Genomic DNA, 15,173 nt, shown 5'->3' on the forward strand with positions numbered 1-15,173 from the left:
AGAACTTGTAGTTTTTTACTATAAGTTAAATAAGCTGCTATTTCTTTTGTCTTTTTAATCATCATAAAGCTATATTAGTTTTTTACTAATTTAGTATACGAGGATATGACGTACCCACATACATTACTTTCTTTTTTGAAAGAATGTTTGATAAACTGCACATATTGTACATATTGCAGTTAAAACAATAGTTACATCCATAATTAATCAAATTTTGGAAACTCTGGAGAAGAACAATCCGTAGCCAAACATTTTGCTTCTTCTCCATTTTTCATTTTTATTAAACATTTCACTATACCCATACATTTTGTATTTATCTTATATATATCCGTAAATTTTTATTTATGGAAACAATTTTATCACGTTTGAAAAAAAAATATGTTTTATCACAAGTAATTCAACCGCTGTATAACCCTTCTTAAATTAATTGTTTAAATCTATATTTTCACTCATGATTTAGAAAGGACAAAAAAATCACTTGATTAAAACATCCTTTTACCAGTGTTTATCCATATCCGAAGGATAAATTTTGACAAACTTATCTTGATTGATAAAATTATTTACTGACACAATTATTTCCTTCGGAAAAAAAATATATAACACTAATACAGGTTGTTACATGCAATATGATGAGTTTCTACATCTAAAAACAGACTTTTATTTTGGCACTTTTTTACATAAAAAATCCCTTGAGATGTCTCAAGGGATTCATATCTTTAATTTTTATGTAGGAAGATCTATTTTTTGTCCGATTTGGATATGCATTTTCAACGGCAGAATGCACTTTACAGCGTGTTTTTTGAAGTAAAATCATTTATTTAAAACTGTACTCATTTAATATCAATAACTTAACTTTAGAAAAATGGTATATAATAATGATTATGTAAAGTGAGATTTATTTGTTTTTCTTATAATTTATTGTATTTTAGTACAAACGCTAAATTACTATGAATAAACACATTAAAGAAATCACTCTAATTAGTGGATGTATTACATCTCTACTATTTTCTTATGGATGCTCTGAAGAATTATTTGTGGACGAACAAAATAGGAACGAAAAAGAATTAATTGTAAAAGAACGAACTTCTACTCGAATTGAAAAATTGAGTAGTTTACCAGAGTTTAATTCTTTTTTAAATGAAAATATTATTCAAAATAAATTTTCAAAATCCGCTAAAAAAACTTCTCTTGATGGAGAGAAGAATGTATTTGTCGTAGAAAAAAATGGAACTACTTCTTATAGTATCATTTTTTACAATGAATATGGTTTTGATATTTTAGTTTACAATAAAGGAGAAAAAGAATCTTCTATGATTGTTAAATTTATCCCTGACAGTAAAACTAAAAATAATTCATTCGAAGATTTTACTGGTCTTGTAAAATATTTTACTTTAAAAGGTACTTTATTAGGAGAAAATAGATTTGAAAATGCTAAACCTATAACAACTCCTACTAATCCTCAAAAATCAAATAAAGGTAGTAGTAATTGTTCTTCTACCACTATAACTATAGCTTTCCCTTGTAATTCAGGAAAACATTACCCTGGAGAATCATGTGATTTGAGTGGTTCAGAGAGAGCTTATTATGAATACTATACTTACACGAATTGCTATGTAGACGAATTTCCTTATCCTGACGGAGGCGGTGGAGGATTTGGAAACCCTGGTGATGGACCTGGACCAGGAGGAGGTGGTGGCGGTTTTTCTGAATTTGCTTTTGCTATTTTTCTAAACACTAATACAGATCTATCTCAAAAATACATGACATTATCTGATGATAAAAAACAATACATAGAATATGTTTATAACTCTCAAGGAGAATATATAACTCAATTTGCTATTAATTTATTATCTTCCAACTCTTCTATTGAATTATATCAGTTTGTTAAATGGGTAGATTGGTATAAAGAGTATAAATTAAGTAATACAAATGTGGAAAGTTACTTTATGCAAAATCCACAGGATTTACAAATTTTATTTGCTTTAGGAGCAGATTTCTTTACTCAAAACCCTAATATTAGTTGGGATTATTTAGAAAATTGGTTTTTCAATGGTAATAATCTTAATTCTTCAGTAATGAATGAATATTTACAAGACTTAAAAAATCCTGACATCGTAAAACCTACTAAGAGATTTAAAAATAACACAAAAATAAATGGTATTTACAATCAAGCGAAAACAGCCTCTAATTTCAAACAATACTTAAAAAACTTTGAGCCTACATTTTCTGTTGCTCACCTCCTATTTGATATTGGTGAAACAACTCAAGGAAATTATGCTGTAACTTCTGTACCTAAAGACTACTGGATTAAGATAACTTTTAATCAAAGCGTAGATTGGAACAATACTCCCAAAATCATTATAGCAGACACTTTTATGCACGAAATGATTCATGCCGAAATTTTCAGAAAACTTTTATCTATAGGTTCAACTAATGGAAACATTGATGTTAATAAAATTACACAATATTTAAATACCCATAATTATCCTGGCTTATTTGATTATTATGTAGAAAGAACAGTAGGTGGAGAAAACTGGCAACATGAAGCAATGGGAGCTCATTATGTTAACATAATGGTTAATTTTCTAAAGCAATTGTATAATAATAAATATACAGATGTAGAGTATAAAACAGTCGTATGGATGGGGTTAAAAGGTACAATAGCTTGGAATTCTTTATCACAAACAGAAAGAACTTTATATGAAACAACATGGAACGAAAAATATTGGACATGGGAACTTTAAGTAGAATATTACTATTAGTAACATTTTTATTTTATTTTGATAATATAAATGCCCAAATAATAAACATAGAAAAGGGAGATTCTATTGAGTTAATTAAAAAAAATGAACTAAAAGATAATAATACCATCTTTTACAAAAATGAATATACATTAATCATTTATAATAAAGAGCATATTGAATACAATAAAAAAAATGGTTTTTCTTATAAAACATTTGCTGGAGGAAGAAAATATTGTGATGAATGTAAAAAAGAAAAATATGTTTTTAGTCTAAAAAAAATTAACTCTAATGAAATACCTAAATTAAATAAACTTGAAATATTTAATCAAAATTATCTTTTTAAAAATCTTAAAAAGTATCAATTTTCCTATGGATATTTTTGTGTAAACAATATCTATTACGAAAATTTAGGTATGCCAATTGAATAAAACAATAAAAATATCTATAACACCTTTTATGTAAAATAGACAACCTCAAAAATTTGAGGTCGTCTATTTTTTCTTCTATTTTGTCTACTTTTCTAAAAGGGTTATTACTGTCGTTTGGATTTTTATTTGCCCATTTTTTGAATTTTTGCATAAAAAGAGTATCATTCTCTGATAAAATGCGATGTTGATTATTTCAATTCATTGTAAAACTCATTTCTAATCTTCGCTTTCGCTTGAAACCCAAACTTAAAAGCAAAAAACAAAGCTGCTAACCCAATTACAGAAAAAACAACCGAATACAATGTAACATTAAACCCTATATAAGAATCATCTAAAGCTTTTCCTTTTTCATCAATACGATTGGCAATAATATGAACATGAGTTGCTTTCTTTTAAAAAGATGCCGACAGTAGTCTCTCAATGATTCAACTAACTAAGTTATTTCCATAAAGTTGGCAACTCGATTTGCTCAAACGAAATGGTTGTAAAAATCAATGGTTTTCTATCCATGCAAATGATAAGAAAGTTAGAGTGAGAAGTTATTCATATTAGTGTGGTAACAACGATTAGTATATTATTAATTCTTGAAAACTTCTTACGATCTGGAGATTTAGTTAAAACTTATGACTGTACTCATAAGTATCGTTTCTTTTGAGTAAGTAGTTTTGCAAGCAAATTTTAATTTTTATTATGCTTACAGATCAACATAAAGAAATCATTTTAGCAACTGTCCCTTTATTAAGAGAAAGTGGTGTTGCTCTAACTAAACATTTTTATAATCGAATGTTTACTCACCATCCAGAATTAAAAAACCTGTTTAACATGGAAAATCAAAATTCAGGAAAACAGCAAACAGCTTTGGCTATGGCTGTATTGGCTTATGCTGAAAATATTGTGAATCCAGTTGTATTAATGCCAGTTGTAGATATGATTGGACACAAACATACAAGTTTAAATATTCAACCCGAACAATACGATATTGTAGGAACACATTTATTGGCTTCTATTAAAGAAGTTTTACAAGATGCTGCAACCAATGAAGTGCTTGAAGCATGGAGATTAGCGTATAACCAATTGGCTAATTTGATGATTGGTCATGAACAGAAAATGTATGAAAGTAAAAAAGAAGAAGCTGGTAACTGGCTAGGATGGCGCACATTTATTGTGAAAAGTAAGGTTGAAGAATCTGCCGAAATTACTTCGTTTTACTTAAAACCAAAAGATGGAAAAGCTCTTCCAAAACATTTAGCAGGACAATATTTAAGTATCAAAATATTTTTACCTGAAATGAATCTTGAACAAATACGTCAATATAGTATTTCTTGTGCTCCAAATGATGAATACTTTCGTATTTCTGTGAAACGTGAAAAAGGTACGAATATCGCAGTAAATGGAATGATTAGTAACTATTTACATGATTACATTTTTGAAGGTGACGAATTGGAATTGAGCGCTCCTACAGGAAACTTCGTGTTACAAGAAACGAAAAACAAGAAGATATTTATTAGTGGAGGAATCGGTCAAACTCCTTTATTGTCTATGTTAGAAACTTTTGATTTAAACGAAAAAGTACAACATGATGTCGTTTGGATACACGCATGTCGCAATAAAGAAGTGCATGCATTTGCAGATAAAATAAAACTTATTCAAAACAACCATCCTAATGTAAGTAAATATCAATTTTACGATTATATAGAAGAGTCTATTGCAGATTCAAGTGTTTTGAAAGGCCATATTGACTTTAAAAAGATTGAAGACTGGAAGTTTGATAAAGATTCTGAATATTATGTGTGTGGACCACGCCCTTTTATTAAAAAAATGATTGAAGAACTAGAAATAAATCAAGTCAATAAAGAACAAATTTTCTTTGAAGAATTTGGACCAAAATCGTTATAATCAATAATTAAAATATGGAGAAGCAATGCTTCTCCTTCTACATGTATGAATTTTAAAAATCATGTATCAAAAAAAAACTATCGATGGGTTAAATGGAGTAGAATAGTTCTTTGTTCTATTTTAGTCGGAGTTTCTGTAGGTTTGCTTACCTTAATGTTTAAAAATTTAGTAGAACAATATGAGTATTTACTTTTAGATAAAGCAAAAAAAAATAATTTATTCTTTGTTATTTTTCCATTTATAGGATTAACATTGATTTATTTTTTGCGCCAGTTTGTTTTTAATAAAAAGAAAAATAAAGGTATTACTGAAGTATTGGAAGCTCTACGCTCTCAAAAAAAGATTCCTTCTTATAAAGTTTTTTCACATTTTTTTAATGGATTTCTTACCGTTATTTTTGGAGGAACAACAGGAATCGAAGTTTCCACTGTTGTTGCTACAGCTACTTTGGGTGATATGGCTTCCCGAAAAGATGTCATTTTCAAAAAATATCGTAAAGAATTTATGGGAGCTGCAATTGCGAGCGGGGTCACTATTTTATTTTGTAGTCCGTTGGCAGGAATCTTCTTTTCCTATGAAACGATAGGGAAACAAAAAAGCAACGTTTTTTGGTTTACACACATTCTTAGTGTTACATTTTCAACTATTATTCTATTTTTGATGAATGCTCATCCTTTGATAGATCTTAGTCAGCGTGTAAAAGAATGGCATTATGAAGCAATACCATTTTTCATTATTTTATGTGGTTCAACAAGTATTTATGGTGTATTCATGACGCGAATAGTCACCTATTCAAAGCGTATTTTATTATTTGAAAACCAACCCATACTTCAATTACTAATAGGTTCTATATTGTTGGGAATCGTTTTATATTTTTTACCCGAATTATATGGGTCTGGTTATCATACTATTGCTGAGTTAACCAAAGAAACAAATTATGTTGTAGAATTTGCTCTACTTGCATTATTTCTTGTAATTATAAAGCCGTTTACAACTGGATTTACTTTAAAACTGGGAGGTGACGGCGGTGTTTTTGCTCCGAGTATTTTTGCAGGTGCATGCTTGGGTTTGCTTGTAGGTGTTTTAACTAAAGTATATTTTATGCCTGATGTAATTGTTTTGAACTTTATAATATTGGGTGTAGCATTTACAGTAGCTGCGACTTTACATGCTCCATTTACAGCCATATTTTTAACTTTCGGAATTTTTAATTCTTACGTTTTATGGTTCCCGATTGTTGTATTAACTTTTATTAGTTATCTTTTATCAAAAAAAATATATCCTTATACTGTTTATACATTAATATTAAAAAATGACAAATAATTTTGATAAATTAATAGAGGAAGTTCGTGCATGTAAAGTCTGCGAACCTTTTTTGCCATTAGGTGCAAATCCTATTGTACAAGCAAATCCTATGTCTAAAATTGCTATTATTGGGCAAGCTCCAGGTTTAAGAGTTCATGAGACAGGTGTACCTTGGAACGATGCAAGCGGAAATGAATTGCGTAAATGGTTAAATGTAACAGTAGATCAATTTTATAATCCCGAACTTTTTGCATTATTACCCATAGGATTTTGTTATCCGGGAAAAGGGAAATCTGGAGATTTACCTCCAAGAAAAGAATGTGCACCTCTATGGCATACTAGTTTATTAGATGAAATGAAAGAAATACAGCTGATTTTATTAATTGGTCAGTATTCCCAAAAATATTATTTGAAGAATAAAATGAACAAAAATATTACTGAAAACATTTTAAATTTTAACGATTATTTGCCTGATTATTTTCCTTTGCCTCATCCGTCACCACGAAATTTTATTTGGATGAATAAAAACCCATGGTTCAAAGAAAATGTGTTACCTGAATTAAAAAATAGAGTTAAAAATATTTTATAAATAAGTACTTTTGGGTATATTGATTATTTAATTTATGCTATGATTAATCAAGATTTATTAATCCAATTTGGAGGAGAAATTAGAAATCTAAAAAGAGGAGAAATTATTTTTGAAATTGGACATTTTCCTATTTATTATTATCAAATAATAGAAGGTAAAGTTAAAATGAATAATTTTTCTGAAGAAGGTAAAGAATTTATACAGAATTTTTTTATTAAAGGTCAAAGTTTTGGAGAACCTCTTTTATTTATTGATGAGCCATACCCTGCTAATGCGATAGCGGTGACGAATGGAAAAATAATACAAATTTCTAAAGTATCATTCTACAAACTATTGCATTCGCGTCCAGAAGTATCTTTAGAAGTTAACAAGAGTTTAGCACGTCGTTTGTACTATAAGTCAATTATGGCCCCCGAAATATCGTCGCAAAATCCAGAAAGAAGATTGGTAAAACTATTCGATTATTTGCGTAGTCATAACCAAAATAATGAACCAGAATATTTAATTGATTTATCTCGTCAACAGCTGGGGGATTTAACAGGATTGAGAGTGGAAACTGTCATACGAACAATTAAACTCTTAGAAAAAAAAGGAGAACTTGAAATAAGAGGTGGTAAAGTAATTTTAATTGCTAAAGACTAAAATTTTCAATGATATAAAAAGCTGCCCAAGCCATAAATATTATAATAAAAACCCAAACCCAAATTGGTATTGTTCGTGGATTTTCGCTTCCTTTTATAATAAAACTTTGGTTTTTTCCTGTATCATAAGCATTAATCATTAATGGCAATACTCCATTCACTTTTTCATTATCAGAAAGCCCTTCTATATGAAGTATTGGCCCATTAGAAACGGTAAAACGAATAATTTTTAACCCTTCTTTTTGGTCAAACTTGCTTACTATTTTTAATAAATGTTCTCCATCCGTCAATTTAGTTGTATCTAACTTGAACGTAACTGGTGGAACCAATTCTGCAATAGGTTTTTCTTCTTTGTCAATGTACAAGTACACAGTTATATTTTTTTCTGACATAATCCCTTTTTTATTAAAATTTTAAAACAATATTTTTGATATGTTTTTTATCTTTTTCGCCAGGTTTAATAAGAAATTTAAACGAATAAAATAATGTATATAATGTAATTATAGTAATCAAGATCACAATGAACCAATTCCAATTTGATTCGGGACCAGTTCCATGTGTAAAATCTTGCGTAATTTTTGGTTGTTGAAGTTTACAGGCATCACATGCTTTTGCATAGCTATATAAACCTAACAATAATATTGTTTTATATTTTGTCTGTTTCATTTTATTTAATTTTGTCCATGATAGCTTTCACTTCTTCTACTGTTACTTTTTTTCCATTATTTCCCCAGCTTGCTTTCTCATAATTTATAATTGCAGTAACATCTTCTGGTGTAAAATGTGCATTTTCTCCTACAGCTGGCATAGAAGCATATTCTGGTCTTGGATCGTAACCTTTCATGATAATCGTAATATAAAGTTCTAAATTTTCTCCTAAAACAATTGGGCTTCCTTTTAATGGTGGAAATGCTCCAGGTAAACCTTCTCCATTTGTTTGATGACAAGTTGCACAGTTTGTTCCAAATAGTGCTTCTCCGTCAGGAAGATTTGAATCGGTTGAATTTCCTTCAGATTTTTTTTCTTTTTTATATAAAAATTTCACAGGCTCAACATCTTCTGTAAGTTTTACTTGTTGTAGACTGAAGAGATAAGCTACTAAATCTTTTGCTTCTCTTGAAGGAACAATTTTTCCTTTAATTCCTATTCTAAATTCATCTGGAACATTTACTTCTATCTCTCCTTCGTCCAAATAATCTTTTACATTAAATAACCATTTATAAGAAGGCATTACAGATTCTGGTACAACAGATCTTGGATTATATAAATGTGAATATTGCCATTCTAAACTTGGTTGCTTACGACCAATATTAGTTAAATCAGGTCCTGTTCTCTCTGTTCCCATTAGTGTTGCTGTATTCTGAAAAAAGCTAATACGTTTATTTCGTGCATAATCTGCAGCAATACTTGGTCTTTCTCCAAAAACCTGATCCATATCTACATTTCTGATCTGTTGTGTATGACAAGCTACACAACCTTCTCTTATATAAATTTGCTTACCACGAACTTCCTCTTCTGTAGAGACATTACTTCCTGGCAAAGGACGATTTATTTTCTGATTATTAAGTGCAGGTAGAATACAAATAATCAATGTTAGAAAAAGAAAAAATGCCAATGCGGAAAGAAAAAGCTTTTTATGATTATTAAAAAAATCCATTATAATGTTGTTTTTTCTATATTAATAATATCTAAAAGTTCAGCTGGTGATTGCGGTATTTTTATTTCCTTTTTTGGTTTTAACATTCTATAAAAGTTATAAGCGAAAATAAAATGAGATATCCACATCATTGTACCTCCTATAGCCCTCCATAACCAATAGGGCATCATTAAAATTATACCTTCAAGAAACGGTTTTTTATCCATCCATAAAATTCCTTTTTCTGTAGATCCTATCATCAACGAAACAGTATAAACAAGTAAACCTATTAATGCAAACCAAAAATGTAAACCAACAGTAATACTTGGTGGTTCATGAGAAGTAAGTCTCGGTACAAGTGTATAAGTAAATGACCATAACATAAATGTGATAATACCATACATAGTTAAATGAGAATGAGCAACAGTGAAGTCGGTAAAATGCCAAACAAGATTAGTTACCCGAAATGCTTCTACAGTTCCTTGCATTGAACCAGTGAAATAGAAAATAATTGAAACGACATAAAATGGTAGTACATAACTTAATTTTAATCTGTGCCAAGAACCTCGAATAGTCATCATAAAATTAATGCTTCCTGCAGCTACAGGTATTATCATACCTACGCTCGCTACAATTGCAATAGTTTGCATCCACCATGGAATAGCACTAAATATAAAGTGATGAGTTCCAATTAGAGTGTAAAATAAGATTTGAGTCCAAAAAGCAAGTATACTTAGACTATATGAGTACACTGGGCTATTAAGTTCTTGTGGAAGGAAAAAATACATTAATCCAAGATTAAAAAACATGAACCACATACCAACACCTTGATGCATAAAATAACCTTGTGTAATGGTTTCACCTAATCCATCTTGCCAAAACGGAAGATAAGCAACAAGTAATATGACAACAACAAACATCATTGCAGATACTATATACCAATTCGAGACATAAATTTCTTCTGTTTTTCTTGATGATATTGTTTGGATATGATTATAAATACTGATAATAATTCCTATTGCAAAAAGAAGCATAACTGGCCAAACATATTCTCTGTATTCTCCACCGCTATTATTTATCCCAACCATTAAACAAATACTTCCTAATAAAACAGCTGAATTCATTAAAATTAGTGAAGTATAAGCTATTTTTAAGCTAAAGATTTTTGTATTACCTACTCTTGGAATAACATAATACGAAAAACCGACCATAGCAACAGATGCCCAACCCCAGAAAACAATATTCGTATGTACGGGTCTTAATCGACCAAAGCTTAACCAACTAACATGATCAGCATCAGGTGCGACAAATTTTATTCCCAAATACTCTCCTACGGTTGTTCCTATAATAAGCCATAAAATACCACATCCTAAGAACCAAAGTATAAGTTTTTTTTCGTTGTTAGGAATAACTATATTTTTTCTTTCTTTTCGTTTGGTTTGTAAAAAACGAATATCATGTATTTCATTTGTTTGATCTACTAATCCACGTGGATCTTCAACAGAATTATTTAATGAAAGTTCGTTTCCTATTAGTTTAAACTCAAGTTCTATCTTTCGTTTTTCAAGAGCAGCCACTTCTCCTGGTTGAAGATTCTTTAAATCTTCATAGATTTTTTTTAATTCTTTTTTTCTTAACACATTTGATATAATGCTATTGATTTTAATTAAAATAAGAATCAAAGCAAAAAATACAGGAATAAAGAAAAACAAGATAGTCAATTGAAGACCAGGTTCATTTAATAAATTATCCATTATAGTTCTGTTTATATAATTTTGATTTTCTAATTTACATAGGATAGCGTAACAAGACTTATGCGTGTGGTCATAGGTGTGTTAAATAATTGTACTTGTGTCTTTTACAGAAATTATTTATTTAATATTCATCTTATGAAAAGAAGGAAGCCTTATGGAAGAATTATTATTAAATAGAAAAATAGAAGAGTCTTATCGTAGAAAATATTAACCAATAAATTAAAATTTAATTTCTGAAAATTTAATTCTCAATACTTATATCTACTTTTTACAATACTTTAATTTGCATCAAGATTTCTCGAAGGTCATATGAATTCATTTGAAAAATAATAAGAATAAAAAGAGAAAGGAAGTTTTACATTTTAAATTTAAAATCGTAATATTGCGATGTAATAAAAAGAGAAATGGGAATTACTAAAACAGAGATGTTTACAGAAGAACAAAATAGATTAGCCGTGCTGTTTAAGGTTTTGGGACATCCGGCTCGTATTGCTATTTTACAACATATTATCAATCAAAAAGCGTGTATTTGTAACGATTTGGTAGATGAATTGGGCTTAGCACAAGCAACTATTTCTCAGCATTTAAAAGAATTAAAAAATATAGGAATTATACAAGGTTCTATAGAAGGAAAGTCTGTTTGTTATTGTATTGAAGAAAAAGTATGGAATGAGATACAAAACGAATTAGTCACTTTCTTTAATCAAGAGGTGAAAGTTAAACAATGCTGTTAAAGGCATTTTTTTTTAATCTATATACATCGTAATATTACGATGAATAAAAAAGAAAATAAATTTAAAATTCAATTCATATGACACTTGAACAAATTAAAGAAATATTGCCAAATTTAGACAATGTTGAATTTCAATTAGAAGATGGAACATTTGTACCAGAACATTTCCATGTAACAGAAGTAGGGCAAATTACTAAAAATTTTATTGATTGTGGAGGAACAATACGAAACGAGAAAGCTGTGAATTTCCAACTATGGAATGCCGACGATTATGAACATCGCTTAAAACCAAATAAATTGCTTCATATCATCGAGCTTTCTGAAAAACAGTTGGGAATCGAGAACAGTGAAATAGAGGTAGAGTATCAAGCTGAAACAATTGGGAAATATGATTTAGAATTCAATGGTAAAAACTTTGTCTTAAAAAACAAACAAACAGCTTGTTTAGCAGAGGATGCATGTGGTATTCCAAATCAAAAACCAAAAGTGAAATTATCAGAGATTCAATCGTCTTGTTGCACACCAAATTCAGGATGTTGTTAAAATTCTAACTAAACAATGTATTCAATACTAAAAGAAAACATAATCAAGTTTCAAAATTTTGATCGAATATCTACCGACAGAAAGGCTGTTTTGCAGCCTTTGGTAGATTATATTCAACAGAAAATAAATGATAATCAAGCTGTAAATCTCAACTTTATTTGTACACACAATTCACGTCGAAGTCATTTTTCACAAGTTTGGGCACAGGTTTCTGCTTCGTTTTACAACATACAAAATGTATATTGTTATTCAGGTGGAACAGAAGAAACGGCGCTATTCCCGAAAGTAGTGGAAACATTAAGGAATCAAGGTTTTACTATTTTCAAAATTGAAGAAAGTACAAATCCGATTTATTCCATTAAGTTTGATGAAAATACACTTCCAATTATAGGCTTTTCAAAGAAATATGATCATCCATTCAATCCTAGAACATTCGCAGCTATTATGACTTGTTCGCAAGCAGATGGAGATTGTCCGTTTATTGCAGGAGCTGAAAAAAGAATACCGATAACATTTGAAGATCCTAAAGTTTCAGACCATACAGCAGAGCAATCAAAAGTGTATGCAGAAAGAAGTTTGCAGATAGCAACAGAAATGTTTTACGTTTTTTCTCGAGTTATATCACCCGATAATCGCTTTTTACCTGCTTCTAAAAATTCTTTATTCCACTTATAAAATTGAGATTGACTAATACTATATTTTCTACAAAGTTGGGCTATGGAGTTTCTGCTCGTTAAGCTTCCATTACAATTAAAATTTGTTCTTTGACTTCTTTTGCAAACTCAACACCATTACCATCAGGTAATTTTACATCACATAAAATAACTTCAGGAGTAAGTGTTTTAATTTTTTTTATCCCTGATTTTAAATTTTCTGCTTGATGTATTTCAAAACCTTCTAATTCGAGCTAGGAGTGTTCTGATTTTTGTTTTATCGTCTATGATTAAAATTGAATGCATTCTTATTACTTGTGAACAGAAGGTATTATTTTATGCATATAGCTTTTATAAACTCATTATTTTTTTCTTCTTCAAACTTTTTCAAGAATTCCAAAAATATATCGAATGTGGGATTGAGTAACTTTTGAATCCATTGAAAGGAATTTGATTATTTACTATGTTTTTTATAAATCAATCGTCCGTTCTATTTTTATTTGTTCCAAAAATGCTTCGTCGTGTGATACAACGATTAGCGTTCCTTGATATTCGTTTATAGCTTTTGTCAAAATTTCAATGTTCTGAATATCCAAATTATTGGTAGGTTCGTCCAAAATAATAATGTCAGGAGCTTTACTGTTTATTGTTAAACAACAAAGTAATAAACGCATTCTTTCACCACCACTCAACATTAAGCAAGGTTTCTCTCAGTCGTCTTTTGAAAATAAAAATCGGTTTAAACGAATCTTGATTTCATGTTCTTGTAATGCTGAGGTATTGAATTGTTGTGCTTGCTCATAAACTTTTAGTTTATTATTAAGTAACGAATAATCTTGGTCAATGTAAATGGATTTATTTTCTGCTCGATAAATTGTTCCTTTTTGCGGTTTTATCTTACCTAAAATAAGCTTTATCAACGTGGTTTTCCCTGAACCGTTTTTTCCTTTTAATGCAATGCGTTCGCGACTTGTAATCTCAAAATTTAAGTTGTTTTTCCAAATCAGTTTATCGTTATAACTAAAGTTAACGTTAGTTGCGGTAAATAAAACTTTTCCTTTATGTAAGTCTGAATGATCAAAACCAAATTTCATTTTATCTAAAGGAGATAAAGAGGAGCGAAGCGTTTGTAAATCTTGAGAAATTCCATTAATTTTTTCTGCATGAACACCTTTTAATTTTGATGTACTATTTTCGGCATTATTTCGCAAAGTGTTCATCATTATTCGAGCAACACCTGATTTTTCTTGTTTACTTTTTCCACGATTATCCAATTTTTGTTGTCGTTCTAAAGTATCTCGTTCTTTCTCTTTGGCTTTCCGCAATGCTTTTTCTTTGCTTTGAATATCTTGATTCAAGGCATTGTTTTCAATCTGTTTTTGAGCTTTATAAAAGTCGTAATTTCCACCATAAACTTTAATCCCGTTTTTACTTAACTCATAAACACTATTTAGAAGGTTTAGAAGTTTTCTGTCGTGGCTTACGATGATTAACGTGCTTTTTGTATCGAGAACTAGATCATATAAAAGTTGACGACTTACATTATCGAGATGATTGCTAGGTTCATCCAATAAAATTAATTCGGGCTGATGAATGGAAATTCCAGCTAAAAAAACTTTTGTTTTTTGTCCACCACTTAGAGTTTCCATTTTTTGATTCAAGTCCAAATCGTTGAGTTGCCAATAACTTAATGCTTCATTGCAACGGTCTTCGATTGTCCAATCATCATCGAGTGAATTGAAATTATCTTCACTTGTGTTTCCGTTTAAGATTTCGTTCAAAGCACTTAATTTATCTTCGATTTTCAGTACTTGAGCGATCGTCAACTGATTGAATTGTCCGAAAATTTGTGGAACATAATAAGGTTCAGTTTCAATGTTTATTAGACCATTTGATGGTTGATATTTTTTAGCGATAATTTTCAATAAAGTAGATTTTCCTACTCCGTTGTTACCAATTAAAGCAATTTTTTCTTGATTTTGTACTGTTAAATTAATGTCGCTAAACAGTATATTCTTGTTTGGATGTAGATATGAAATATTTTGTAAAGTAAGCATAATTCCTTTCTTTAGAAGTGAAACAATACAGCAACCGTTTTGAGGTTGTTGTTCTGATTTGTCTGAAAGAAATTATTTTTTACATTGTGTCTTACTTAAATTTTGATTTTGCGAATATACGAACTTTATTTAATGAATAAGAAATCAGAGGGAAGTTAAAGATTAGCTACATAGAAACATAAAATGCTAAAATA

General features: G+C 29.6%; 13 protein-coding genes and 3 pseudogenes. 9 read left to right on the forward strand and 7 right to left on the reverse strand.

The features are described 5' to 3' along the window. Window positions 1-947 precede the first annotated feature (947 nt). The 6 genes from B4E59_RS00005 to B4E59_RS00030 all read left to right on the forward strand — a co-directional run bounded on the left by B4E59_RS00005 (window position 948) and on the right by B4E59_RS00030 (window position 7,604). Window positions 948-2,744, forward strand: coding sequence for a hypothetical protein (locus tag B4E59_RS00005; RefSeq protein ID WP_291050512.1), 1,797 nt, complete (start codon window positions 948-950; stop codon window positions 2,742-2,744). Continuing rightward, complete coding sequence (locus B4E59_RS00010; RefSeq protein ID WP_291050515.1) at window positions 2,732-3,172, forward strand: hypothetical protein; 441 nt, start codon at window positions 2,732-2,734, stop codon at window positions 3,170-3,172. The genes B4E59_RS00005 and B4E59_RS00010 overlap by 13 nt, the downstream gene beginning before the upstream one ends. 681 nt (window positions 3,173-3,853) lie before the next feature. Continuing rightward, the gene (hmpA, locus tag B4E59_RS00015; RefSeq protein ID WP_349676111.1) at window positions 3,854-5,068 is read left to right on the forward strand and encodes an NO-inducible flavohemoprotein; all 1,215 of its coding nucleotides are present in this window, start codon (window positions 3,854-3,856) and stop codon (window positions 5,066-5,068) included. A gap of 45 nt (window positions 5,069-5,113) precedes the next feature. Continuing rightward, on the forward strand, window positions 5,114-6,391 hold the full coding sequence (locus B4E59_RS00020; protein ID WP_291050521.1) for a chloride channel protein: 1,278 nt from the start codon (window positions 5,114-5,116) through the stop codon (window positions 6,389-6,391). Beyond that, the gene (locus B4E59_RS00025) at window positions 6,381-6,962 is read left to right on the forward strand and encodes a uracil-DNA glycosylase family protein (protein WP_125349005.1); all 582 of its coding nucleotides are present in this window, start codon (window positions 6,381-6,383) and stop codon (window positions 6,960-6,962) included. The genes B4E59_RS00020 and B4E59_RS00025 overlap by 11 nt, the downstream gene beginning before the upstream one ends. 39 nt (window positions 6,963-7,001) lie before the next feature. After that, a complete protein-coding gene (locus B4E59_RS00030; RefSeq protein ID WP_291050524.1) occupies window positions 7,002-7,604 on the forward strand; it encodes a Crp/Fnr family transcriptional regulator in 603 nt (200 codons plus the stop codon). Here B4E59_RS00030 and B4E59_RS00035 read toward each other — a convergent pair. From B4E59_RS00035 to B4E59_RS00050, 4 genes are read right to left on the reverse strand one after another with little or no spacing between them, the layout of a single operon-like run. After that, complete coding sequence (locus B4E59_RS00035) at window positions 7,594-7,974, reverse strand: cytochrome C (RefSeq protein WP_280048997.1); 381 nt, start codon at window positions 7,972-7,974, stop codon at window positions 7,594-7,596. The two genes, B4E59_RS00030 and B4E59_RS00035, sit on opposite strands and share 11 nt — an antisense overlap. A 34-nt stretch (window positions 7,975-8,008) precedes the next feature. Then, a complete protein-coding gene (locus tag B4E59_RS00040; RefSeq protein WP_125349008.1) occupies window positions 8,009-8,269 on the reverse strand; it encodes a hypothetical protein in 261 nt (86 codons plus the stop codon). Window position 8,270: 1 nt separating this feature from the next. Beyond that, window positions 8,271-9,260: a cytochrome c gene (locus B4E59_RS00045; RefSeq protein WP_125349009.1), complete on the reverse strand. Its 990-nt coding sequence runs from the start codon at window positions 9,258-9,260 to the stop codon at window positions 8,271-8,273. Further along, window positions 9,260-10,993 (reverse strand): cbb3-type cytochrome c oxidase subunit I, encoded by a 1,734-nt coding sequence (locus B4E59_RS00050; protein ID WP_291050531.1) that lies wholly within the window; start codon window positions 10,991-10,993, stop codon window positions 9,260-9,262. The genes B4E59_RS00045 and B4E59_RS00050 overlap by 1 nt, the downstream gene beginning before the upstream one ends. Before the next feature lie 404 nt (window positions 10,994-11,397). Here B4E59_RS00050 and B4E59_RS00055 point away from each other — a divergent pair, with 404 nt between their 5' ends. The 3 genes and pseudogenes from B4E59_RS00055 to B4E59_RS00065 all read left to right on the forward strand — a co-directional run. Beyond that, window positions 11,398-11,727: an ArsR/SmtB family transcription factor gene (locus B4E59_RS00055; RefSeq protein WP_125349011.1), complete on the forward strand. Its 330-nt coding sequence runs from the start codon at window positions 11,398-11,400 to the stop codon at window positions 11,725-11,727. 77 nt (window positions 11,728-11,804) lie between these two features. After that, window positions 11,805-12,269 (forward strand): DUF6428 family protein, encoded by a 465-nt coding sequence (locus tag B4E59_RS00060; protein WP_125349012.1) that lies wholly within the window; start codon window positions 11,805-11,807, stop codon window positions 12,267-12,269. A 15-nt stretch (window positions 12,270-12,284) separates the two neighbouring features. Beyond that, window positions 12,285-12,887, forward strand: a pseudogene (locus B4E59_RS00065) (protein-tyrosine-phosphatase); the annotation flags it as partial. Here B4E59_RS00065 and B4E59_RS14570 read toward each other — a convergent pair. The 3 genes and pseudogenes from B4E59_RS14570 to abc-f all read right to left on the reverse strand — a co-directional run. Beyond that, window positions 12,872-13,006: pseudogene (locus B4E59_RS14570) on the reverse strand (helix-turn-helix domain-containing protein); the annotation flags it as partial. The pseudogenes B4E59_RS00065 and B4E59_RS14570 overlap by 16 nt on opposite strands. Next, window positions 13,003-13,155, reverse strand: a complete 153-nt coding sequence (locus B4E59_RS14610) for a response regulator (RefSeq protein WP_125349105.1) — start codon at window positions 13,153-13,155, stop codon at window positions 13,003-13,005. The gene B4E59_RS14610 and the pseudogene B4E59_RS14570, both read right to left, overlap by 4 nt. A gap of 237 nt (window positions 13,156-13,392) precedes the next feature. Beyond that, window positions 13,393-14,979, reverse strand: a pseudogene (gene abc-f / locus B4E59_RS00075) (ribosomal protection-like ABC-F family protein). Window positions 14,980-15,173: the final 194 nt, after the last annotated feature.

The sequence above is a fragment of the Empedobacter sp. UBA2044 genome (assembly GCF_002333005.1).
Classification (GTDB): Bacteria; Bacteroidota; Bacteroidia; order Flavobacteriales; family Weeksellaceae; genus Empedobacter; species Empedobacter falsenii_B.

What these genes read in the sequence shown, in the direction of transcription:
- B4E59_RS00020 (WP_291050521.1), top strand. Translation starts at nt 5,114, where the DNA reads ATGAATTTTAAAAATCATGTATCAAAAAAAAACTATCGATGGGTTAAA.
- B4E59_RS00055 (WP_125349011.1), top strand. Translation starts at nt 11,398, where the DNA reads ATGGGAATTACTAAAACAGAGATGTTTACAGAAGAACAAAATAGATTA.
- B4E59_RS00045 (WP_125349009.1), bottom strand. Translation starts at nt 9,260, where the DNA reads ATGGATTTTTTTAATAATCATAAAAAGCTTTTTCTTTCCGCATTGGCA.
- B4E59_RS00060 (WP_125349012.1), top strand. Translation starts at nt 11,805, where the DNA reads ATGACACTTGAACAAATTAAAGAAATATTGCCAAATTTAGACAATGTT.
- B4E59_RS00025 (WP_125349005.1), top strand. Translation starts at nt 6,381, where the DNA reads ATGACAAATAATTTTGATAAATTAATAGAGGAAGTTCGTGCATGTAAA.
- B4E59_RS00010 (WP_291050515.1), top strand. Translation starts at nt 2,732, where the DNA reads ATGGGAACTTTAAGTAGAATATTACTATTAGTAACATTTTTATTTTAT.
- B4E59_RS00005 (WP_291050512.1), top strand. Translation starts at nt 948, where the DNA reads ATGAATAAACACATTAAAGAAATCACTCTAATTAGTGGATGTATTACA.
- B4E59_RS00050 (WP_291050531.1), bottom strand. Translation starts at nt 10,993, where the DNA reads ATGGATAATTTATTAAATGAACCTGGTCTTCAATTGACTATCTTGTTT.
- B4E59_RS00030 (WP_291050524.1), top strand. Translation starts at nt 7,002, where the DNA reads ATGATTAATCAAGATTTATTAATCCAATTTGGAGGAGAAATTAGAAAT.
- B4E59_RS00040 (WP_125349008.1), bottom strand. Translation starts at nt 8,269, where the DNA reads ATGAAACAGACAAAATATAAAACAATATTATTGTTAGGTTTATATAGC.